This is a genomic window from Burkholderia sp. BCC1998 (assembly GCF_905339875.1).
Lineage (GTDB): Bacteria > Pseudomonadota > Gammaproteobacteria > Burkholderiales > Burkholderiaceae > Burkholderia.
In genome coordinates, this window is sequence record NZ_CAJPHE010000002.1 from 244,286 (window position 1) to 267,538 (window position 23,253).

Consider the following 23,253-nt stretch of genomic DNA (forward strand, 5'->3'; position numbering starts at 1 on the left):
GCACGGCGCCGGCACGGCCCGACGCCGCGGAACAGATCGGTCGCAGTGTGGCCGATCCTGTTCCGGGTGCCGTCCTTTCTGAAAGCATCGCGACAGGGTGCCGTGCCTGCACCCTGAATCGCGCTCGCCTTGCGCACGAGCCGACCGGCCTCTCGCGGTCGAATCCTTGAACGGCCATGGCGCGGCCTCGCCGCCCGCCTGTCTGGAGCGCAATGGTGATGGACAATCTGCCCAATATCATGGTGGCCGCGTTCCCGGCCTTCGCGGTGCTGATCGCCGTGGAAATCGTACTCGCGGCGGTGCTCGGCCGGTCGCTGTACCGGACCCGCGACACGCTGGCGAACCTCGCGCTCGCTGCCGGCGCATTCGTCGCCAGCGTGCTGACCGGCGGGCTGGTGCTCGCGGTGCTGAGCTGGGTGTACGCGCACCGGCTCTTCACGATCCCGACGAACGTCTGGTGGGCGTGGGTGCTGTGCTTCTTCGCGGACGATTTCAGCTACTACTGGTTCCACCGCCTGAGTCACGAGGTGCGCTGGTTCTGGGCGTCGCATTCGGTCCACCATTCGTCGGAACAATACAACCTGTCGGTATCGCTGCGCCAGACGTGGACGGGCACGATCACCGGATCGTTCCTGTTCTGGGCGTGGATGCCGTGGGTCGGGTTCCATCCGAAGATGATCCTGTTCATGCAGTCGGTGAGCCTGATCTACCAGTTCTGGATCCACACCGAAGCGATCGGCAAGATGCCGCGCTGGTTCGAGGCGGTGCTGAACACGCCGTCGCAGCATCGCGTCCATCACGGCAGCGATTTCGACTATCTGGATACCAACTACGCCGGCACCACGATGATCTGGGATCGGCTGTTCCGCTCGTACACGCCCGAGCGATTCACGCCGCACTACGGGCTGACGTCGAGCATCGGCACCGACAATCCGTTCAGGATCGCGTTCTACGAGTGGCGCAATATCGCGCGCGACCTCGCGAAAGCCGACAGCCTGCACACCGCGATCCAGTATCTGATCCGGCCGCCCGGCTGGAGTCCCGACGGCAGTTCCCTGACGACGCGCGACGCGCGGCGTGCCGCACAGCAGGTTTCCTGAGAAGGCGATATGGCTCACACACGCGATCCACACGACCGGCGCCACGATGCGGCGCCATCCAGCGCCGGCCGCCGGCAATTCCTCGAATACGCGGGCGCGGGGTTGTTGTCCGCGATGCTGCCCGGGTGCGGCGGCGCGGACACGATTCAGCGGTCGACCTACGACGCGACCATCGCGGCGGGGCGGCAAACGATCCAGGCCGCTCTCGATGCCCATCCGCAGAGCCTCGCGGGCATCTCGGTCGCGTTGCTCAAGGGCAATCAGGTCGTGTGGGCGCAGGCGTTCGGGAATGCGTCGATCAACCCGGCGGTCACCGCCACGCCGACGACGCGCTACAACATCGGTTCGGTCTCCAAAGTGATCGCGGCGCTGGCCGGCGTGATCCTGCAGGATCGCGGGCTGATCGACCTCGACGCGCCGATCGTCCGGTACGTGCCGTCGTTCACCATGCTGTCGCCGCAGTATGCGCAGATCACGTCGCGTCATCTGCTGTCGCATTCGTCCGGGCTGCCCGGCCAGAACGTCGACGACATGTTCTCGTATGCGCCGATTCCGGGCTATGCGGCAACCGCGCAAAAGGTGCTCGCCAACGAACACCTGAATCATCCGCCGGGCCAGTTCGCGGTGTACTGCAACGACGGCTTCACGATCTTCGAGCTGGTGGTCGCGGCCGTCACCGGGCTGAGCTTCGCCGATTTCGTTCAGCGCGACATTCTCGCGCCGCTGAACATGACGAATTCCGGCTTCCTGACCAGTGTGCCGACGAGCGGCCAGTTCGCGCTGGCGTACGCGAACGGCATCCAGTACGGGCAGGAATTCGCGAATCCGTACGCCACCGGCGGCCTGTCGACGACGCCGCTCGACATGATGAACCTCGCGCAACTGTTCATCGGCAACGGCGTGTTCCAGGGGCGGCGCATCGCGTCGGCGGCCGGAATCGCCGACATGCTGACGGACCAGACCGACCGGTGGCAGATCAAGTCGACCCGGCTCGGTTACTCGTATGCCTATGGTCTCGGCTGGGACGACGTCGACGATCCGGTCCTGCGCGCGGCCGGCGCCGCCGGCGCGTACAAGAGCGGCGGCACGCAGTTCTTTTCAAGCCATTTCTACGTGCTGCCGGCGGCGCAAATGGCGCTGATGATCACCGGCAGCACCGGCTATGACGCGGCCGGCATCGCGCCCGCGATCCTGCTGCAGGCGTTGCAGGAAGACGGCAGCATCGCCGGTGCGCCCGCGAAGGTGAATGTCGCTGCACCGCCGGCGGCTGCGTCGCCGGACGTTTCCGCGGTCGGCGGCGTCTACGGCAACGAATCGGCGCCGATGCAGGTCGCCGTGAACGCGGACGGCAGCCTGGCGTTGACGCAATGGAACGGCACGGCGTGGATGGACGCCGGCCCGAACAGCGCGCCGTACGTGTATCGCAGCGACGGCTGGTGGTGGAGCGACGGCGATACCGTGTCGTACCGGTTCGATATCCTGCCGGGCACGGACGACGCGGGCAACGCGGTGAGCAATCGGTATCTGACCAAGCGTGTCGTCGACGGCTCGGGCTATGTGTTCCGCGTCACGCCGTATGCGCAGCAACTGCCGGCGCTGCCGCGGCTCGACGCCGCCTGGCAGGCACGTGTGAACACGTCGTGGAACGTGATCAACGAATCGGCGCAGTCGGTGTTCTCGGGCGGCAAGCTGCGGGTGTCGCTCGGCAGCCTCGACGCGTTGCCGGGCTATATCCTGTTCGCCTACAGCACCAGCGGCGGCGCCCACTTCAACTACCAGTTGTTGAAGCCGCTGGCCGACGACCGCTGCGGGATGACGGTGCAGATACCGGTGATGCCCGGCCGCGATCTGTTCGAAATCAGCATGACGAACGTGAGCAATGTCGAGACGATGGCGGCTTCCGGATGGCTGTGCCAGCGCGCGTGAGAGCCGGCGGGAAGGGCGCGAGGCGCGACGATCAGCGGCATGACCGACGCGCCGGCAAGCCGGCTCCGGTGTTAAGGCCGGAACGTGTGCCTTCGTGACCTTGTGCCGCATGACGATCGACAGGCAGTCAACCTCGACGGCAAGCTCGAGCGGTCACGGCCTCGCTCGCAACGTCACATCGGCATTCGGCGTCGCGCCCACCTTTTCGAGCGCCGCAACCGCGGCGTCGTTGCCTTGCAGGATGGCGTCCTGCAGTGCGGTTCGGCCGAGGCGCGCGGCGGCAAACCATGCATCGTCGTAGCGGCGCAGGTCGGCGTGTGCGTCGGGGTGAGGAACGGTCGCGGGCGGCGCAATCTGCGCGCAGGCGGCGAACGCGACAGCTCCCGCGATCGCGAGCGTGCCGGAAGAGGGCGGTTCGGAGTCGATTCTTCATCGGCATTGCGCGCCGCGCGTGGCCGCGCGGCGCAATCGGACGATTGGTCGGGACGCGAGAACAAGATCCCGAGTTGTCCGGTACTAGGTGTCTTCCCTGAACGGGATCGCCATGGCCGCTCACCGCGGCTGCCGCAGAGCCGGCGATGACGGCGTACGGCCTTGACCCGCAAGGCTTCCGGGCGGAATGGACGCATCCGGCAGCCCGATGGACCCATGCCAGAAAGTAATGACTTTGAGCAATTTTGGCAATTTTCAAACAATGCACCGAATCCCATACTGCGGCTCATCCAATCACCGCCAGCCTGAGTGGCGAACCGCAGAGGACTCGAGATGCAACGAAACACAAGTGGGCAGCCGACCGTTCGCGATGCCGTCGTGGACTTGATGCGGCGCCTCGGAATGACGTCGGTGTTTGCCAATCCCGGCTCGACCGAGCTGCCCATGTTCCGCGACTTCCCGGAGGACTTCCGGTACGTGCTGGGATTGCAGGAAGCCGTCGTCGTCGGTATGGCGGATGGATATGCCCAGGCCACCGGCAATGCCGCTCTGGTCAATCTGCATTCGGCGGCCGGTGTCGGCAACGCGATGGGCAACATATTCACGGCTTTCAGGAACCGGACGCCGCTGATCATTACTGCCGGCCAGCAGGCCCGTTCAATTCTGCCGTTCGATCCGTTTCTGTCGGCATCGCAAGCAACCGAGTTGCCGCGGCCTTATGTGAAGTGGAGCATCGAACCGGCTCGTGCCGCGGATGTTCCGCGTGCGCTCGCCCGTGCTTATCACGTGGCGATGCAGGAGCCGCGTGGCCCGGTGTTCGTTTCCATTCCGGTCGACGACTGGGATCAGCCGGCCGACCTCGTCGAGGCGACACGGGTCAGCACCCGGTTCCGCCCCGATCCGGCATCGATCGCGGAGATCGGTGACGCGCTGGACAACTGCAAACGGCCGGCCATCGTCGTCGGCGCGGAACTCGATCGTGCCGACGCCTGGAGCGAGGCCATCCAGCTCGCCGAGCGCCACAACGCGCGGGTTTATGTCGCGCCGATGTCGTCACGCTGCAGCTTCCCTGAAGATCACCGACTTTTCGCCGGATTCCTTCCGGCGATGCGCGAAAAAATCGTTCGGATTCTGGATGGGCATGACCTGATCTTCGTCGTCGGGGCGCCGGCTTTTGCGTATCACGTCGAAGGCAGTGGGCCGCATGTGCCTGATGGCGCGGCGTTGTACCAGCTGATCGACGATCCGGCTACCGCGGCGTGGACCCCGGTCGGCACGTCGGTGGTGGCGAACGTTCGCCTGGGGCTGGCGGACCTGCTCGCCCGTCCGGCGCCGCGCGGCCGGCCGTTGCCGGCGCCTCGCGAGGTCGTCGAGCGAGCCGAGCCCACGGCGGTCATGTCGGTCGCGTATGCGTTGCAGACGCTCTCCGAGGTGCGCGACGCAGCGGATATCGTGGTCGAGGAGGCGCCAAGCTCGCGGCCCGTCATGCAGCGGTATCTGCCGTTCACGCGCAGTCAGACGTTTTACACGATGGCAAGCGGCGGTCTGGGCTACGGCATGCCCGCCGCGGTGGGCGTGGCGTTGGGCAAACCCGGCAGCCGCGTGATCGGCCTCATCGGTGACGGCTCGACGATGTATTCGCCGCAGGCGATCTATAGCGCGGTCCAACTCGATCTCCCGATCACCTTTGTCATCCTGAATAACGCCCGCTACGCCGCCTTGCAGGAATTTGCGCCCGTCTTTGGCTTCTCCGCGTCGGATCCGGTACAGGGCACCGACCTCGCGGGGCTGGATTTCGTTTCTCTGGCCAACAGCATGGGTTGCGAAGGGGTGCGAGTGAGCGACGCGCCGTCGCTGAAGTCCGCGCTGGAAGACGCATTGTCTTCGGGCAAAACGCGCCTTGTAGAAATTGTCGTGGCCTGACCGCGAGTCGGTGGTTCGACAGGCTGGCTTTTCAAACATATTCCAGGAGGCGGCTATGAATCAGGTATCGATGTTGATCAACGGCGAGCGCACGATGGCTCGCGATGGGGCGACATTCGAGCGCCGTAATCCGCTCGATGGCACGGTTGCATCGACGGCACCCGCCGCGACCGTCGCCGATGCACAGGCCGCAGTGCACGCTGCGGCCGCCGCTTTTCCCGCTTGGTCGGCGATGGGGCCCGGCGAGCGACGCGCATTGCTGAATCGAGCCGCAGATGCGCTCGAAGAAAAGGGCGACGTTTTCGCGCTGGCAATGGCGACCGAAACGGGCGCGTCCCGCCTGTGGGCCGATTTCAACGTCAAGCTTGCGGCCGACGGATTGCGCGAAGCTGCTGCGATGACCACGCAGATTTCGGGCGAAGTGATTCCGTCGGACGTGCCCGGCAATCTCGCGCTCGGGGTTCGGCAGGCCGCCGGCGTCGTGCTCGGGATCGCACCGTGGAACGCGCCCGTCATCCTCGGCGTGCGTGCCATCGCGTTGCCGCTGGCTTGCGGCAATACCGTCGTGCTCAAGGGTTCGGAAATTTGCCCCGCGACCCACGGCCTCATCATCGAGGCGTTGCAGGACGCCGGGCTGCCGCGCGGCGTCGTGAACTTCGTCACGAATGCGCCGGCGAATGCCGGCGCCATTGTCGAAGCGCTCATTGCCGAGCCCGCGGTCAGGCGGGTGAACTTCACGGGCTCGACCCGCGTCGGCCGCATCATCGCCACCCAGTGCGCGAAGTATCTGAAGCCCTCGGTACTTGAGCTCGGCGGAAAGGCTCCGTTTCTTGTTCTTCACGATGCCGATATCGACGCTGCGGTTCAAGGCGCGGCATTCGGGGCGTTCGCAAATTCCGGTCAGATCTGCATGTCCACCGAACGCATCGTCGTCGACGCGAACATCGCCGACGAATTCGTCGCGCGCCTGGCCGAAAAGGCGAAGAGCCTGCCGCTTGGCGATCCGAGAAAGGGCCCGGCCGTACTCGGCTCCGTTGTAGACATGGCGACCGTCAGGAAGTGCAACGACCTGATCGACGACGCGCTGGGGAAAGGTGCGACGTTGGTCTGCGGAGGAAAATCCGAGACCACGCTCATGCCGGCCACGCTGCTCGATCACGTCACGGCCGACATGCGTATCTACCGGGAGGAGTCGTTCGGGCCAGTCAAGGCGATCGTCCGCGTCGAGGGAGACGAAGCGGCCATCGCATGCGCGAACGACAACGAATATGGTCTGTCGGCGGCAGTCTTCAGCCGTGACGTCGCGCGTGCGTTGACGGTAGCGAAGCGTATCGAGTCCGGGCTTTGCCACGTCAATGGGCCGACGGTTCACGACGAGGCGCAAATGCCGTTTGGCGGGATGAAGTCCAGTGGTTTTGGGCACTTCGGCGGCAAGGCGGGAATCGCGGAATTTACCGATTTGCGCTGGATCACCGTGCAAACGACGCCTCGTCACTATCCGTTCTGATGGTTGCCACGGTCGGGCCGCGTCTTGTTCGCGACGGACGAGACGGGCCGCTGGATCGTGGGCGCGAACAAAACAACAACCCTGTACCGGTGAGTAGCCTTCGCTCGTGGAACAACGAGCGATCGGCTTAAGGAGACTGCAATGCCTATTGTCAATTTGGAGTGGTCGCTCGATCGCACCCGGTTCGAGTCGGGCCATCACGTCGGAGAACGGATTACCCAGGCCTGCGATTCAGGCTTCACTGCTCTGGTCGGGGGGGCGAAATGAACGATCGTAATCCCGGTCTGCCGATCGTCGACATAGGCCGCACCCTTGATGACGGACCGTTCTCGGCGTTTCAGCGAATGGTCGTCTTTCTCGCCGCGTTCGCGATCGTGATGGATGGCTTCGATGGGCAACTCATCGGGTTCGCGATTCCCAGCTTGATCAAGGAATGGGGCATTACGCGCAACGCATTTGCGCCCGCCGTTGCTGCCGGCCTCGTAGGCATGGGTATCGGTAGCGCGTTCGCCGGCCTTTTCGCGGACAGGTTCGGTCGGCGCTGGGCCATTATTGGAAGCGTGCTGGTATTTGGCCTGGCGACGAGTTCGATTGCGCTATCGCCGGACGTCATGACCATTGCAATCCTGCGCTTCTTCGCGGGACTGGGTATCGGTGGTGCGCTGCCAAGCGCGACGACCATGACGGCGGAATTTACGCCGGCTCGCCGGCGGACGCTCGCAGTCACCGCAACCATCGTGTGCGTACCGCTGGGGGGCATGCTTGCGGGACTGTTCGCGAGCGTCGTGCTTCCTCACTATGGCTGGCGTGGGCTCTTTCTCATCGGCGGCACGCTTCCCGTGGCACTGGCGTTCCTGCTGTATCTCGCCATGCCGGAATCGCCCCGTTATCTTGTCCGCCATGACGCACGCTGGAACGAACTGCGTCTCCTGCTGACCCGCATGTCCCGCTCGATTCAGCCGGACGCCGTGTTCGCCGATCAGAAGGAACAGAAAGCGGTACAGCGTCCGGGCTTTCGTGCTCTGTTCGCGGACGATCAAGGCCGTGACACGATTGCAATCTGGATCGCTTTCTTCATGAACCTGATCGCGGTCTACAGCGCATTCAGCTGGCTGCCGACGATGCTTGCAGGCGAGGGGCTCAGCCCTTCGGTGGCAGGTTCGGGCCTGACCGCCTACAACCTGGGTGGCGTCATCGGCGCCCTGGGTTGCGCAGTGGCAATCGGCCGGTTCGGGTCACGCTGGCCTTTGCTCGTGTGCTGCCTGATGGCATCCGCGAGCGCGCTTTTCCTGCGCGGTATCGACGTCTCTGCCCACACGACGTTGCTCGTGTTCGGAATTGGTTTGCACGGCCTCTTCGTGAATGCAGTTCAGTCGACGATGTATGCCCTTTGCGCCTACGTCTACCCGACCGAGATACGCGCGACCGGGACCGCATCCGCGCTTGCATTCGGGCGGCTCGGAGCGATCCTCAGCGCGTTCGCCGGGGCATTCGTGATCACGCAGGGGGGAGCGGCCGCGTACCTGGGCATGCTTGGTGGGGCGATGTCGATGGTCTTTATCTGCCTGATGATCGTGCGTCGTCATGTTCCGCCCGTCAATCGCGCCTGACCTCAGGCTCCAGCTTGACAGAGGCGCGCGAATCCGGACTCCAGCGCGCCTCGTGTTCTTCGCATCACGATCTACTCCGACAGTACGTCAATCATGACAACAGGATTTCCCGGCATTTTCTCCGTCAGCGACTATCGTGACGAAGCCAGACGGCGCCTGCCACGAATGGTGTTCGACTATCTGGAAGGCGCGGCGGACGATGAATCGGGACTGAGGCACAACCGTTCGGCGTTCGATAAATTGCAGTTGTTGCCGCGCCGGCTGTCGGATGTCAGCATGCGAGAGCAGTCGGTGGAGCTTTTAGGCCGGCGGATTCCATCACCGCTGGTGATCGCACCCACGGGCCTGAATAGCGCATTCTGGCCCAAGGGCGACCTCGCCCTTGCGCGTGCGGCGGCCAAGGCCGGTATTCCCTTTGCGCTATCGACGGCTTCCAACATGTCCATCGAAGAGGTGGCAAAAGGAGCCGACGGAGAACTGTGGTTTCAACTGTATGTGGTTCATCGCAACCTCGCGAAGAGCCTGGTCAATCGTGCCCGCGCGGCTCGCTATTCGACCTTGATCCTCACCACCGATGTAGCGGTCAACGGTTTTCGCCAACGCGATCTTCGCAACGGCTTTGCCATGCCGTTCAAGGCAAGTGCACGCGCGGCCGTCGATGGACTGTCGCACCCGCGTTGGCTTTGGTCCTATCTGATGCACGGCATGCCGGAGTTCAGAAATTTCGCTACGGACGATGCATCGGACACGGCTTCCCAGGCAGCGATTCTTCGCAGACAGATGGATGCGAGCTTCAGTTGGGACGACCTGCGCCGTTTGCGGGACGAATGGCCTGGCAAACTCCTAGTCAAGGGCATCGTGACGGCCGACGATGCCGCGCGGTGCGTCGAGCTCGGCGCGGACGGCGTGATCGTTTCGAACCACGGCGGCCGGCAGCTCGCCGACCTGCCCGCGACAGCCGATGTGCTGCCGGATATTGTCGAGCGCACCTCGGGAACGACTGTCATTCTCGACAGTGGGATACGGACAGGAGCTGACGTCGTCAAGGCGATCGCCTTGGGGGCACATGCCGTGATGCTCGGGCGCGCCACGTTGTACGGGTTGGCAGCCAGAGGGGAAATCGGCGTGAGCGACGTCATCGAGATGATCAAACGGGAAACAGACCGGACGCTCGCCCTCATCGGTTGCCGCTCGGTCGGGGAGCTCGATCGCAGCTACATTTCGAAGCGAACGACAATAGCAATTGATGGTTTGTCGTTGCCTTGATGGGTCGATCGGAATCCGTATTAAGTTTCTGCATTGCGACGACGCCGGCACGCGACGTCGCCGCACGGCCACGCCTGACCCTGCCCGCGGCCGATGCCGAATGCTGTCCGAACGTCTACAGGTACCGGTCGAGTGTCTTCAGGGTGCCCGTCTCGAAGGTTTCCGTCGGCTTCCATCTCAGCGGAAACAGCTCGAAGCCGGCACGCAGCGCGCTCGCGCCGCGCGTCTGCTGCAGGTAAAGGCTCGGCAGGACGCGCACGCGTGGCTGCGCGGTCGCGTCGTCGAGGTCGCGGAAGCGCTCGAGCGGCATGGCGTCGCGGCGGAGGCTTAAGGTTCGTTCACGCGGCTCAGCCGACGACGAGCAGCGGCGGCAGCGTCGCGACGTCGGGCTGCTCGTCGAGCCGCCACAGGTAATCGAGCGCCGCGCGGATCTGCATCGGCCTCCAGTGCCGCCGGCAGTTCTTCGTAAACTTCGCCTCGTAGTCGTCGCGCCGCATCGGCCGCGTCGGCGAGCCGGGCAGCTCGTCCACCTGCTTCGCGCAGGTCGTGCCGTCTTCGCACACGGCCATCACCCGGTTCGGCGCCTGCGCCGGATAGCGGGCGGTCAGCGCCGGGTCCTCCTGCACCGTGACCCGCTCGATCAGCGCGCGCAGCGCCGGATCGTGCAGCGCGTCGTGCCGGTAGCTCTCGGTCGTGATGTCACCGTCGAGCATCGCGCGCGCGACGATGTACGGCAGGCTGTGATCGGCGGTCTCGTGGGTCGACGGCGCCCATTTTTCGCGGTCGCGGCCGGCCGTCACGTAGCCGACCGCGGTGGTGTGGATCTCGATGCGTCGGATGCGGCGCAGGTCGCCGACCTGCGCGGCGACGTCGAGCGCGGCCGGAATCGCGGTTTGGGTGAGTCCTTGCGCGGGATAGAACTTCACGAAGCACTTGCCGATCCGGAACGCGCCGTCGCGCCCGCCGAATTCGCGCGTATCGACGGCGAACGGCCCGGACACCTGCGGAAAGAACCCCGCCATGCCTTCGAAGATCGGCGCGGGGCCGGTCAGCCCGGCGCGCGCGAGTTGCGTCGAGAACACCGCGTTGCGCGCCGCGTCCGCATCCGCGAGCGCCTTCCAGTTCGACAACTGCTGGACGCGCGTCTGGTTCAGCGCGAGATGGCTGTTGATCGACAGGTTGACCGCCTGCACCAGTTGCGGCGCGGGCATGCGCATCAGCTTGCCGGCGGCGAGCGCGACGGCGGGCAGGCTGTAGCACGTGTGGTCCCAGCCGCGCGGGCTGATCGCGGCGGCGTCCATCAGACGGCACGCGATCTCGTACGCGATCGCGATCGACAGGATCAGGTCGCGGCCGCTCGCATGCTGCGCTTCGGCGACGGCGAGGCACGCGGACATGTTGTCGCTCGGATGGCCGGTTTCCTTGCCGGCGTACGCGTCGTTGAAATCGTAGTAGCGCAGCGCGGTGCCGGTCGCGAACGCGGCGAGATCGGGGCTCGTGCGTCGGTTCGTGCCGATGATCGTCGACACGCCGCCCGGCGACGCGAGCGCCGCGTCGCGCGCGATCCGCACCGGGCGTTCGTCGTGCGCGGCGATCGCGCAGCCGAGCGCGTCGATCAGATGCGCCTTGATCGTCTCGATCGTCGCGGCGTCGAGGTCGCGATACTGCAGGCCGGCCGCGTAGTCGGCGAGCTGTTGCGCGAGATCGGGGCGGCCGGCGGCCGCCGGCAGCGAGCCGGCGCGGGCACGGCCAAGTGGTAGCGCGAGCGCGGCGCCGGTCAGCGTGGAAAGGAAGTGGCGGCGGTTCATGGTTTGAAGACTCCGAAGGTTCCTGAAAGGGCGAGAGAGGCGGGCTCAGAACAGCTTGCGCAGGCCGAGCGCCACGCCCGCGCTGCCGGCGCGGTCGGCGGCCAGCGTGTAGTGGAGGAAGTTGTAGTTGTAGTTGTCGAAATCGAGCGCGGCGCGGCGCGCGTAGCCGGCCGCGAGGTACAGCGTGACGGATTTCGACAGCAAGTAGTTCAGCTGCAGCGTGACCTGCTGCGGGTTGGCCGGGTGCGGCGCGCTCGCCTGCGCGTCCGGCGGATTCTGCGCACGGATGTCCTCGTAATAGAACGCGCCGAGCGCCTGCAGGTAAGGGGTGATCATGTAGCGCACGCCGGCCCACCAGAACGTGTAGTTCGTCACGACCGACCGCGTGGCGACGCCGCTCTGTCCGTGCGTGACGCCGGCCAGCAGCTGCGCGCGGTCGACCGACACGATCGCGGCGGCGGCGTAGCGGCGGAAATGCGCGAAGCCGCCAGGCTGCGGCGTGTTGACGTTGTCGAATGCGGCGGCGAACGAGAACGCGGCGCCGGCATAATCGAAGCCGGCGCCGTAGGCGGCATTCGACTGGAACGCGCCGGGCGTGCCGCCGAACGAATAGTGCGTTTCGAGCGTCAGCGAGCCGAGCTTCGCCAGGTACTTGGCGACGTTGTTCTCGCGGAAGTTGACGCCGACGATCGCGCCGGCCGGCTCGTACAGCGTCGAGTACGCGCCCGTCGGCGAATAGCGCTCCATGACGTCGAACAGCGTCGAATACTGGTGGCCGAGCCGCAGCGTGCCCCAGCGCTCGTGCTGCAGCCCGATCCACGCGGAGCGGTCGAAGCCGCCCGCGCCGGTGCCGGAACCGTTGTTCAGGTTGATGCCGCTTTCGAGCCGGAATGCGGCCTGCCAGCCGCCGCCGAGATCCTCGACGCCCTTCAGGCCCCAGCGCGAGCCGCTCTTGCCGCCCGACGCCATCCGCACGAGCGATGCCGACGACTTGTCGCCGGGCGCGGCCTGGTGGGTGAGGAATTCCGTATAGACGTCGGCCACGCCGTACAGCGTGATCGTGCTTTGCGCGCAGGCGCCGGCCGATACGAGGCCCAGTCCGCACAATGCGGACATTCGCTTGCCCATGGCTTGTCTCCTTCGAGGGTTTGTTGTTTGTTTGATTGCGGCGCCGCGCTGGTCGAGCAGCGCGGTGGTGCTGCGGGCGGCGCTATCCGGGCAGGGCGGCGAACCGGCTGCGTCGGCGCGGGACGCACGCGCGACGTGCGCATGTGCCGGGGTGAAGCACGGCGATGCAGGACGGCGCGTGCATCACCGGGGCGCGCCGTCGGCACGCGCCTGCACGGCCGCGTGACGCGCGAGCACGCGCTTCGCGCGGGCGACGCCAGGCGCGTCGACCATCCTGCCGTCGACGCGCAGCGCGCCGCGCCCGTTCGCGCGCGCGTCGTCGTAGGCGGCCAGCACCGCATTCGCGTCGCGCACCGCGTCTTCGTCGGGACGGAACGCGCGGTTGAGCGCGCCGACCTGCAGCGGATGGATGCAGGTCGCGCCCGCATAGCCGAGCTCCGCGGACGCGCGCGCGATGCGCTCGAACGCGTCGAGATCGCGCAGCTCGTCGAGGCCGCCGATGAGGCCGAGCGGCAGGACGCCGGCGGCGCGCGCGGCAATGATCAGCAGTTGCTTCGGCACGCGCAGCACGTCGGCGCTCGCGGCGCTTTCGCAGTTCAGCGCGAAGTCGCCGCCGCCCAGCATCATCGCGACGACGCGCGGCGATGCCTGCGCGATCCGGTCCATCGCCTGGAACGCGCGCGGCGTTTCGACGATCGCGACGATCCGCGTGCGGCCCGGCGGCGCGCCGCTTTCCTCTTCGAGCGCGGCCAGCAGTTCGTCGATCGCCTCGACGTGCGAGCCGCCGCGCACCTTCGGCAGCACGACGCCGTCCACGCCGGCCCGGACCGCCGCGCGCAGGTCAGGCACCAGCAGGTCGAGCGGGCCGTTGGCGCGCACCAGCACGTCTCGACCCGGCGCGCTCAGCGCCGGCACGGCATCGGCCAGCCCGTCGCGAGCGGTCTCCTTGCATGCTGGCGGGACGCTGTCCTCGAGATCGAGGATCAGGGCATCGGCGTCGCTCGCGGAGGCCGAAGCGACGAAACGGGGGACGTGGGCGGGGACGTACAGCAGCGAGCGCCAGACCGGTTGAGACGAGAATTCCATCGATGATCCATAAAAATGAAAGTCACTTTCATTTTTGAGGCGGATGATGGCATTCGTCAAGATTATCGTTAACGCCTAGTTTTAAAGGGGATTTTCAGAAATGACGAGCGAGTGAATCTGTGTTGATTCATGTTGCTGTCGTCGATGATCTGCGTATAATGAAAGCAACTTTCATTTTTAGATGCCGGCAGCCGCGCCGCGGCACGACTCTGCCGGCATCGCACGAGGTGGACATGAGCAAGATGGAGACAAGCAATCCCGCAGAGGGCGGCGTGGCCGCGGTCAACCGCGCGCTGACCGCGCTGCTGGCATTCGGCAACGCGCCCGGCGGGCTGATGCTCGCGCAGGTCAGCGAGGAAACGGGGCTCAACATGAGCACGCTGTTGCGGATGTTCGAGTCGCTCGAGCAGTTCCGCTTCATCAAGCGCCTGCCGGATGGGCGCTACGTGCTGGGGCCCGCCGTGTTCCAGCTCGGGATGATGTATCGCGAGTCGTTTCAGCTGCGCGAGTACGTGATGCCGATCCTGTCGACGCTGTCGGCGGAAACCGGCGAGACGGCCGCGTTCTACGTGCGCGAAGGGGATCAGCGCGTGTGCCTGTTCCGCATCCAGGCGCAGCGCTCGGTGCGCACGCACCTGCGCGAAGGCGACCGCTTTCCGCTCGACGTCGGCGCGGCCGGGCGCGTGCTGCTCGCGTTCAGCGGCACGCGCGGCGGCGACTACGAGAAGACGGCCGAGCAGGGCTACGCGGTGTCGATTGCCGAGCGCGACCCGGAAAGCGCGGCGATCGCGTGCCCGGCGTTCGGCGTCGGACGCGTGCTGAGCGGCGCGATCTCGCTCGGCGTGCCGCGCTATCGCTTCAACAAGAAGGTGCTGGCCGACTACCTGCCGCGCGTGCAGGCAGCCGCCGCCGAGCTGACGCGTGCGCTGGGCGGCGATCTGCCCGCCGCGGGCGCGGCGTTTCGCGCAGCCGACCAGCTCGGCGCGCTGCTCGAGTAGCGCCGGCGCGCGGCCGAGCGCGCGCACTTCGAAGTCCGCATCGAACGACACACCCACCAACCAGGAGACAAGCATGTTCGTTCCCGACCCGCAGGCCGCTCACGCGGCCGGCGCGCGCCGTCGCGCGTCCACCGGCCCGATCCATCCGAAACCGTTCGACGCCGGCGCGCAGGGGCCGCTCGCGTGCGTGCGCGTCGTCGATCTGTCGCGCCTGATGGCGGGCAACATGCTGAGCGTGCAGCTCGCCGATTTCGGCGCGGACGTCGTCAAGGTCGAGAGCGAGCGCGGCGATACGCTGCGCGCGGTCGGCGCGGGCGGGATCAGCACGAACTGGAAGGTGTACGGACGCAACAAGCGCAGCGTGTGCGTCGACCTGCGCGCGCCCGAGGGGATCGACATCGTCCGCCGGCTGGTGCGCGACGCGGACGTGTTCGTCGAGAGCTTCAAGCCCGGCGTCGCCGAGAAGATGGGGCTCGGCCCGGACGACCTGCTCGCGATCCGTCCCGAGCTGGTGATCGCGCGGATCTCCGGCTGGGGGCAGACAGGGCCGTACCGCCACAAGCCGGGCTTCGGCACGCTCGCGGAAGGGTATGCGGGGTTCGCGGCGATCAACGGCTTCGCCGATCGCGAGCCGGTGTTGCCGCCGATGTTCCTCGGCGACATGACGGCCGGGCTGTCCGGCGCGATCGCCGTGCTGGTCGCGCTGCATGCGCGTGACGCGCACGGCGCGGCGGGGCAGGTGATCGACGTGTCGCTGTTCGAGCCGCTGCTGTCGATCCTCGGGCCGGCTGCAGCGAACTACGTGATGACCGGCGAGATCAAGGCGCGCACCGGCAGCCGCTCGTCGAACACCGCGCCGCGCAACGCGTATCGCACGCGCGACGGCAAGTGGCTGTGCCTGTCGAGCTCGACGCAGGCGATGGCCGAGCGGCTGTTCCGCGCGATCGGCCGAGCGGACCTGATCGACGATCCGCGCTACGCGACCAACGTGCTGCGCGTGCAGCACGCGGAGGCGCTCGACGCGATTGTCGGCGAATTCATCGCCGTGCGCGATCTCGACGCCAATCTCGCGTTCTTCGAGGAAGCAGGCGTGACGGTCGGGCCGATCCAGGACATCGCGCAGATCGTTCAGGATCACTACGTAATCGAGCGCGAGGCGCTCGTCGAGCTGCCGGACGACGACGTCGGCAGCCTGCCGATGCACAACATCACGCCGCGCCTGTCGGCCACGCCCGGCGCGTTCCGCCGGCCTGCGCCCGCGCTCGGCGAGAACAATCGCGAGATCCTGCTGCCGCTGCTCGGCGAACGCGAATACGAGCGGCTCGCCGGGCTGGGCGTGATCCGCACGCGCTAGGCGCGCCGTGCGAGGCGGCCGCGAACGACGGCCGCCGCACACTGGACATTGCATGGAGGAGACACCATGAAGCCACGCTGGACCCATCGGCCGCCCGGCTCGAACTGGGGGGATTTCGGCCCTGACGATCAGAAAGGGCGCTTGAACTGGCTGACACCCGACGCGGTGCTGCGCGGCGTCGCGGAGGTGCGCGAAGGCCGCGTGTTCTCGCTGAGCCTGCCGCTCGACGTGCCGCGCGGCGGCGGCCTGAACGCGCGGCGCCGGCCGCCGGCGATCATGCCGGCGCTGCACGGCGACAAGCCGTACTTCGGCTATCGGGCGGACGAACAGGTTGCCAACGCAACCGATGTGGTTTGCGACGATTCGTTCTGCATGCACTCGCAGTTCTCGACGCAGTGGGATGCACTGTCGCACGTCGGCTCGCTGTTCGATCCGGCGGGCAACGGCGAGCGCGCCCGCGTGTTCTACAACGGCTACCGGATGGACGAGCACATCCGGGTGCCCGAAGCGGGTGCGCCGCGCGGCGGTGCGCGCGCGCTCGGCATCGAGGTGATGGCGCAAACCGGCGTGCAGGGGCGCGGCGTGATGGTCGACCTGCGCCGCCACTTCGGCGACGAGCGGCGCAAGATCGGCTACGCGGAATGGATGTCGGTACTGCGCGCGGACGATGTGGTCGTCGAGCGCGGCGACATCGTATGCGTGCATACGGGCTTCGCCGATCGCCTGATCGAAGCCGACGCGCTCGGCGAGCCCGCCGCGCCGGACGTGTGCTGCGTGCTCGACGGCAACGATCCGCGCCTGCTCGATTGGATCGACGCATCGGGGCTTGCCGCGCTCGCGGCGGACAACCATGCGGTCGAGGAGCGCCCGCGCCATGCGTCGGCGCGCGAGCGGCCCGGCGCGCTGATGCCGCTGCACGAGCAGTGCCTGTTCAAGCTCGGCATTCATCTCGGCGAGCTGTGGCATCTGACGCCGCTCGCCGACTGGCTGCGCGCGCATCGGCGCAACCGCTTCCTGCTGACCGCGCCGCCGCTGCACCTGCGCGGGCTCGTCGGGTCGCCGGTCAATCCGGTCGCCACCGTATGAACGCCGGCGCCGCGCGCACCCGCGCCGGCGCCCTGTCCGCCGCTTCGCGCAGACCGCGCGGGCGGATCACCGAGGAATCGCCATGTCCCATTCCCATGCGGCGTCGATCGCCGCGCGCATCGACCGCCTGCCCGCGACGGCCAGCATCTGGACGCTCGTGATGTTCCTGAGCGTCGGCGGTTTTTTCGAGATCTACGACCTGTTCCAGATGACCTACCTGCCGCCCGGGCTGATCCGCGACGGCATCTTTCACGCGGGCTCGCACGGCGTGCTCGGCATGTCGGACCAGGGCGCACTCGGTGCGGCGACGTTCGCCGGGCTGTTTGTCGGCGAGATGTTCGTGTCGCGCCTCGCGGACCGCATCGGACGGCGCGCGCTGTTCACCGGTGCGCTGCTGCTCTACACGGCGGCAAGCCTTGCGATGTGCGTGCAGACGCATGCGCTCGGCATTCTCGTGTGCCGCTTCATCGCGGGCTGCGGCATCGGTGCGGAGCTGATCACGATCGGCGCGTTCCTGACCGAGCTGGTGCCGAAAGCAGTGCGCGGGCGTGCGTTCGCGCTGTGCTTCGCGATCGGCTATCTCGCGATGCCGGTGCTCGCGCTGGTGTCGTGGCTATGGGTGCCGCGCGATCCGCTCGGGGTGTCCGGGTGGCGCTGGGTCGTGCTGCTCGGCGGCAGCGGCGCGGTCGTCGTCTGGTGGCTGCAGTCGCGGCTGCCGGAGTCGCCGCGCTGGCTTGCCAGCACCGGCCGCGAGGCCGACGCCGAAGCCGTGCTGCGGCGGCTCGAGCAGGCGGTCGAGCGGGAATCCGGCCGGCCGCTGCCCGCGGTCCGGATGCCGGCTGTCGCAACGCCGGCCGCGCGGCGCGCGCCGTCGATGTGGGATGCGCGGCATCGTGGCCGCACGGCGATGCTGATCGTATTCAACGCATTCCTGAGCATCGGCTTCTTCGGCTTCAGCCAGTGGCTGCCGACGCTGCTGGCCGCGCAGGGCGCGAGTGTCACGAAGAGCCTCTGGTATGCGTTCGTGATCGCGTTCGCGTATCCGGTGTCGCCGTTCGTTGCCGGCGTGCTCGCCGACCGCATCGAGCGCAAGTGGCTGATCGTCGCGTCGGCGTTCGGCGTCGCGCTGTTCGGCACCGCGTTCGCGATGTCGGCGCAGGCGCCGTTCGTGATCGCGTTCGGCCTGCTCGTCACGCTGTCCAACACGGTGCTCGCGAGCAACGGCACCGCGTACCAGTCGGAAGTGTTTCCGACCGAGATCCGCGGGCGCACGCTCGGCTTCGTGCATTCGATCGGCCGCCTGACCGGAATCGCGAGCAGCTTCATCGTCGCGCTGCTGCTCGAGCGCGCCGGGGTGTCCGCAGTGTTCGTGCTGATCGGCGGCAGCATGCTGATCGTGATGGTGTCGATCGGTGTGTTCGGGCCGTACACCAACAACCGGGCGCTGGATGAGATCACCGGCCGCAGCGACGATGGCGCCGAGAACGCGGCGGCGGTGCGCGGGCTCGCCGCATTGCCGACTCGGCGCGTCGATGGGCGGCATAAAGGAGCCGGGGATGGGGCGGTGTAATGGCACCGGCAGCAACGGGGCAAGGCGCGGATTCGAACGGTTTCAAGACGGCAGACACCGTCGGCGTAGTCGATCGAGCGTCGCCGCGTCGTGACAGGATTGCCCGGTTCAAAAACGCATCGCAAGGCAATGTCATTTATCCCGGGAGCCGGAATTCGCGTCCGTCACGAATCTCCGGCTCAATCTGGACGCACGTGATTCCATGCTCACCGGCTAAACCTGAAGCGGCAGCGCGCCTGCCGGTATTCGTGCCGTGACACCGAGACGCGCATCACGCAGATTCGCCGGATCTGCCCCGATCGTAGAACATCGCGAACAATTCGGATTGCGATCCGACACCCAGCTTCGCGTAAATGTGCTTCTTGTGCGCACGCACGGTCTCGAACGAAATCGACAGCTTTTCCCCGATCGCGCGTGACGAAAATCCGCTCAATGACAGCATCGCGACTTCGGTTTCGCGCGTGGTCAACGCGCCGCGCCCGCTCTTTCCGGTCAGCATCCCGAAGCGCGCCTGCGGGTCGGGCGCTTCGCCTTCGGTCACGCGCGGCGCATCCTTGATCGCGAACATCTCGAAGCGCAAGCGCTGCTGCATCAACGACAGGACCCAGGGCGTGTACAGCGTGAGCAACGCAATCTCGCGATCGTCGTACTTGCTCGTCTTGCCGAGCGAAAAGCCCAATGTGTGATCGCGATCGATCATGACGTTGAAATGCACTTCGTCGCCGACGATGTTTTTCTTGAAGTACCGCTGGTAGTACTCGGTCATCCGGAAATTGTCCGGCGCGACGTCGGCGAGCGTGTAGAAGCCCGACGCCTGCGTTTCGAACGCGGCGAGATAGAACGGATCGAGTTGATAGAGGGCGGCCAGATAGTCCTGAAACATCAGGTCGATCTTGCCGTCGGGCATCGCCTGCTCGGCAAGCACGAGAGGCGGCGCGGCGCGCGCGAAACGCAGCGCGACCCAGTTGTCGAACTCGAGATGCCGCTCGAGCACACGCGTGAGGCGTGCCCAGAAATGCGGGCCATCGAGGGCGTCGATGGCCGAGCCAATCTCCCGATGAAAAGCGAGATCTCGCCATTCGAAGTCCATCGTGTGCTCCGGTGAGGGTAACCCTGGCGGGGAATTTCAGGTCAAAAATAATAACCCGATAATCGGCCTCACTTCGACAGGCAGGGGTAACACGGCCTGTTTCGCTCGACCGCGCGTCGTATCAGAAGGGCAGGGCAGACGACGCGCCGATGAAAGGCTATTGGAAGGAGACGGTTTCATGCAGGTAGAACTCGCGCAACTCTCGCTGATCGACGGCGACGTCGCGCACAACACGCGCAAGGTGATCGACACGATCGGGCGCGTCGACGTGGCAGGCGGCACGAAACTGATCGTGTTCCCCGAGACGACGTTGTCGGGCTTTCCGACCCGGGACAATGTCGCCGAAGTCGCACAGACGCTCGATGGCCCCGGATTATCCGCGGTACGCGACGCGGCACGACAAAAGGGCGTCGCTGTCGCCGTGGGCCTCGCGGAGCGCGACGGCAACCGGTTTTACAACACCACGGTACTTGTCGACGAGCAGGGCGACATCGTGCTGCGCTATCGCAAGACGCATCTGTGGGCATCGGATGTCGGTGTCTTCACGCCGGGTGACCGCTTCGCGACGTGCATCTGGAACGGCCTGACGGTCGGCCTGCTGATCTGCTACGACATCGAATTTCCCGAAACGGCGCGAGCCGTCGGCGCGCTCGATGCCGATCTGCTGATCGTCACGAACGGCAACATGGACCCGTTCGGCCCGGTGCATCGCCGCGCGATCGCGGCACGCGCGATGGAAAACCAGATGTTCGCGGTGATGGTGAACCGCTGCGGGGCCGGCGACGACAATCTGACGTTCGCGGGCCTTTCCGCGCTCGTCGATCCGTTCGGCGAGACCGCGATCGAACTGGGCAGGGACGAGGCGGTCGTGCGGGCGAACCTCGATCTCACGCGTCTCGAAGCGAGCCGCGAACACTACAGCTACCTGCACGACACGCGCGTGGCGCTTGATCTCGCGCCGCTCGAACAGTCGGACGGACATCGCGCATTCATGATCGAAGCGCGTTGTCAGCGCGGCGAATAATCCGGTTTCGCAGTCCGTTCACGGCATCGCGCGGGCGTCATGCGTCGCCCGGGCGTGCCCGTTCAATCGAAATGTCGGCCGAAGGCATACAGGCATTCGCATCGGCCCCGAAGGTCCAGGAGATAACATGCAAGCGTCGTCATCCCATGAATCGCCGAGCCTGAAGCGCACGCTCGGCCTGCCGTCCGTGCTGCTGTTCGGCCTCGCCTATATGGCGCCGCTGATCGTCTACGGTACCTACGGCGTGCTCGCCAAGGCCAGCGACGACACGGCCGCGCTCGCCTATCTGCTCGCGCTGATCGCCATCGCGTTCACCGCGCTCAGCTACGGCAAGCTCGCCAGGCTCTATCCGACTGCAGGCTCAGCCTATACGTACACGCGCAAGACGTTCAACCCGCACCTCGGCTTCATGATCGGCTGGGCGACGCTGCTCGACTATTTCTTCCTGCCGATGGTGATCTGGTTGATCGGCGCTGCATATCTGAACGCCGCGTTTCCACATGTGCCGACCTGGATCTGGATCGTCGCGTTCATCGTGTTGACGAGCGGCCTGAACATCGTCGGCATCGAACTGGCTGCGCGCTTCAATATCGTGCTGATGATCGTGCAGCTCGCGATCGTCGTGATGTTCGTGGCGCTGTGCTGGCACTATGCGTCGGCCGCGGCCGGGCCGGGCGGCATCGCGATGGCGGAGCCGTTCTTCAAGCCGCACGTGCCGTTCGGCGCGACGATGGCGGGCGCCGCGATCGCTGCGTATTCGTACCTCGGCTTCGACGCGGTGTCGACGCTGACCGAGGAAACGATCGAGCCAAAAAAGAACATGCCGCGTGCGATCTTGCTGATTGCGCTGATCGGTGGGGCGATCTTCGTGATCGCAGCGTACACGATGCAGCTCGCGCACCCGGGCGTCGAATTCAAGGACACGGATTCAGCCGCGTTCGAGGTCGCCAAGATGATCGGCGGCGATGTGTTCGTCACCGTATTCCTCGCGGGTCTGATCCTCGCTCAATTCGCGTCGGGTATCTCCGCGCAAGCGAGCGTCGGCCGGCTCCTCTATGCGATGGGACGCGACGAAATCCTGCCGAAACGCGTCTTCGGTTTCATTCATCCGCGCTTCAAGACACCGGCGATCAACATCGCGCTGGCGGGCGTGGTCGGCCTGATCGCGCTGAAGCTGGACGTCGCCACGTCGACGTCGTTCATCAACTTCGGCGCGTTCCTTGCCTTTACGGCCGTCAATCTGTGCGTGATTCGCCTGTATCTGTCGGGTAATCACGGCGAGCGCAGGATCGGGGTGTTCGGCGGGCTCGTGTTCCCGGTGATCGGCGCGGTGTCCGATATCTGGCTGCTCGTGAGTCTCGAGAAGGCGGCACTGATCCTCGGCATCGCGTGGTTCGTGCTCGGGCTGGGATATCTGTGCTGGATTACGCGGCTGTTTCGTCAGGCACCGCCGGAAGTGGCGATTTGATCGAGGTGAGGCGGGCTGCAGTGAGGTTGCTATCGACCGGTGCCCGTCGTCGACGTGCGAAATGGCTTCCTGGCGTCGGAATGAGTGCCGGTGCCCAGGTCAGGCCCGACGCGCCGTATTCCCGCAGCCGGGCGAGCAGCCGGCGAATCTACCGCGTCGTCAATTCCAGCCGTTCGGCCGCGCGCCACGGCTTGAGCTTGCCGTCCGCCACGTCCTGAATGACCTTGAATCGGTCCAGCTCGCGCATCGTCATCGTGATCCGCTCCGTTGCAGCCATCGCAGCCTCCGGCCCGGACACCCGGCGGCCGGACAGCTTACGCGGCCCGAACGCGACATTACAACTTTGCTCCCACACCAGTCATATCGATAATTCACGACACGTCAAATCGCTAACTAAAGCTGGTGCTACACCTGCGGGACCCAAGCCCCACAAGCATTAGCGCGAAGCACCAGCGTGCGAAAACCCTCGGAAAAAATCTCCAAAGCATGGGTCCAGACGCTGCGCGTCAGCGGATCCTTTGCACTCTCCACGCGAGCCGAAGCGATCACTTCCAACGGATCGATTCCCAGCAGCTCGGCCGCCCTAATGCACGTCTTTTCGTCAAATACCGAACGCCCGTTGCGATACGCGCTGACGGCAGAGCGCGTCACGCCCAGCGCTTTCGCTGCTGCGTAGTCGGACGGCAGATCGAGACGCGCCTTCACCGCGTCGAGCCACTGAACAGTGGTTTTCATGACAGACCCCTTACAAAAATCGTTGACCCGACGTCAAGGGTAGTTCAACGCTCAAGTTGCGACAACGTGAAAGCTACGCAAACGTGAAACTGAATTTGACGTGTTCAAGTAACTTGAACTATTCTCCAGACCATCGCCCGGG

At 66.0% G+C, this 23,253-nt stretch carries 19 protein-coding genes; 12 read left to right on the forward strand and 7 right to left on the reverse strand.

Annotated elements, in window-relative coordinates; translation table 11 throughout:
• Positions 1-218 precede the first annotated feature (218 nt).
• The 6 genes from U5A56_RS04375 to U5A56_RS04400 all read left to right on the forward strand — a co-directional run bounded on the left by U5A56_RS04375 (position 219) and on the right by U5A56_RS04400 (position 9,764).
• The gene (locus tag U5A56_RS04375) at positions 219-1,100 is read left to right on the forward strand and encodes a sterol desaturase family protein (protein ID WP_321921036.1); all 882 of its coding nucleotides are present in this window, start codon (positions 219-221) and stop codon (positions 1,098-1,100) included.
• Between the two features lie 9 nt (positions 1,101-1,109).
• A complete protein-coding gene (locus tag U5A56_RS04380) occupies positions 1,110-3,026 on the forward strand; it encodes a serine hydrolase domain-containing protein (RefSeq protein WP_321921037.1) in 1,917 nt (638 codons plus the stop codon).
• Between the two features lie 765 nt (positions 3,027-3,791).
• The gene (gene mdlC / locus U5A56_RS04385; protein WP_321795611.1) at positions 3,792-5,381 is read left to right on the forward strand and encodes a benzoylformate decarboxylase; all 1,590 of its coding nucleotides are present in this window, start codon (positions 3,792-3,794) and stop codon (positions 5,379-5,381) included.
• A gap of 55 nt (positions 5,382-5,436) precedes the next feature.
• Entirely contained in the window at positions 5,437-6,888 is a 1,452-nt protein-coding gene (locus tag U5A56_RS04390; protein ID WP_321921038.1) for an aldehyde dehydrogenase, read from the forward strand.
• Between the two features lie 263 nt (positions 6,889-7,151).
• Positions 7,152-8,498: an MFS transporter gene (locus tag U5A56_RS04395; protein WP_321921039.1), complete on the forward strand. Its 1,347-nt coding sequence runs from the start codon at positions 7,152-7,154 to the stop codon at positions 8,496-8,498.
• A 93-nt stretch (positions 8,499-8,591) separates the two neighbouring features.
• The gene (locus U5A56_RS04400; RefSeq protein ID WP_321921040.1) at positions 8,592-9,764 is read left to right on the forward strand and encodes an alpha-hydroxy-acid oxidizing protein; all 1,173 of its coding nucleotides are present in this window, start codon (positions 8,592-8,594) and stop codon (positions 9,762-9,764) included.
• 115 nt (positions 9,765-9,879) lie between these two features.
• On the opposite strand, the gene U5A56_RS04405 is transcribed toward U5A56_RS04400, so the two are convergent.
• The 4 genes from U5A56_RS04405 to U5A56_RS04420 form a co-directional block, all read right to left on the reverse strand.
• Entirely contained in the window at positions 9,880-10,074 is a 195-nt protein-coding gene (locus U5A56_RS04405) for a hypothetical protein (RefSeq protein WP_321921041.1), read from the reverse strand.
• Positions 10,075-10,111: 37 nt separating this feature from the next.
• A complete protein-coding gene (locus U5A56_RS04410) occupies positions 10,112-11,572 on the reverse strand; it encodes an MmgE/PrpD family protein (RefSeq protein ID WP_321921042.1) in 1,461 nt (486 codons plus the stop codon).
• A gap of 45 nt (positions 11,573-11,617) precedes the next feature.
• Complete coding sequence (locus U5A56_RS04415; RefSeq protein ID WP_321921043.1) at positions 11,618-12,700, reverse strand: porin; 1,083 nt, start codon at positions 12,698-12,700, stop codon at positions 11,618-11,620.
• 183 nt (positions 12,701-12,883) lie between these two features.
• Positions 12,884-13,786, reverse strand: a complete 903-nt coding sequence (locus U5A56_RS04420; protein WP_321921044.1) for a CoA ester lyase — start codon at positions 13,784-13,786, stop codon at positions 12,884-12,886.
• A gap of 233 nt (positions 13,787-14,019) precedes the next feature.
• Here U5A56_RS04420 and U5A56_RS04425 point away from each other — a divergent pair, with 233 nt between their 5' ends.
• From U5A56_RS04425 to U5A56_RS04440, 4 genes are all read left to right on the forward strand, one after another.
• Complete coding sequence (locus tag U5A56_RS04425; RefSeq protein ID WP_185500287.1) at positions 14,020-14,784, forward strand: IclR family transcriptional regulator; 765 nt, start codon at positions 14,020-14,022, stop codon at positions 14,782-14,784.
• Between the two features lie 73 nt (positions 14,785-14,857).
• Complete coding sequence (locus U5A56_RS04430; protein ID WP_321921045.1) at positions 14,858-16,138, forward strand: CoA transferase; 1,281 nt, start codon at positions 14,858-14,860, stop codon at positions 16,136-16,138.
• A 66-nt stretch (positions 16,139-16,204) separates the two neighbouring features.
• Positions 16,205-17,224 carry a cyclase family protein gene (locus U5A56_RS04435; protein ID WP_321921046.1) on the forward strand — a complete coding sequence of 340 codons (1,020 nt, stop codon included), beginning with the start codon at positions 16,205-16,207 and terminating at the stop codon, positions 17,222-17,224.
• An 82-nt stretch (positions 17,225-17,306) separates the two neighbouring features.
• Positions 17,307-18,794, forward strand: a complete 1,488-nt coding sequence (locus tag U5A56_RS04440) for an MFS transporter (protein WP_321921047.1) — start codon at positions 17,307-17,309, stop codon at positions 18,792-18,794.
• Positions 18,795-19,065: 271 nt separating this feature from the next.
• On the opposite strand, the gene U5A56_RS04445 is transcribed toward U5A56_RS04440, so the two are convergent.
• Complete coding sequence (locus U5A56_RS04445; RefSeq protein ID WP_321921048.1) at positions 19,066-19,884, reverse strand: helix-turn-helix transcriptional regulator; 819 nt, start codon at positions 19,882-19,884, stop codon at positions 19,066-19,068.
• Between the two features lie 178 nt (positions 19,885-20,062).
• Between U5A56_RS04445 and U5A56_RS04450 the strand changes: the two genes are divergently transcribed.
• The gene (locus tag U5A56_RS04450) at positions 20,063-20,908 is read left to right on the forward strand and encodes a carbon-nitrogen hydrolase family protein (protein WP_044844551.1); all 846 of its coding nucleotides are present in this window, start codon (positions 20,063-20,065) and stop codon (positions 20,906-20,908) included.
• A 127-nt stretch (positions 20,909-21,035) separates the two neighbouring features.
• Complete coding sequence (locus tag U5A56_RS04455; RefSeq protein ID WP_044844550.1) at positions 21,036-22,376, forward strand: APC family permease; 1,341 nt, start codon at positions 21,036-21,038, stop codon at positions 22,374-22,376.
• 148 nt (positions 22,377-22,524) lie between these two features.
• On the opposite strand, the gene U5A56_RS04460 is transcribed toward U5A56_RS04455, so the two are convergent.
• Both U5A56_RS04460 and U5A56_RS04465 read right to left on the reverse strand, forming a co-directional pair.
• Positions 22,525-22,653: a hypothetical protein gene (locus U5A56_RS04460; RefSeq protein WP_044844633.1), complete on the reverse strand. Its 129-nt coding sequence runs from the start codon at positions 22,651-22,653 to the stop codon at positions 22,525-22,527.
• Between the two features lie 128 nt (positions 22,654-22,781).
• Positions 22,782-23,111, reverse strand: coding sequence for a helix-turn-helix domain-containing protein (locus U5A56_RS04465; RefSeq protein ID WP_321921049.1), 330 nt, complete (start codon positions 23,109-23,111; stop codon positions 22,782-22,784).
• Positions 23,112-23,253: the final 142 nt, after the last annotated feature.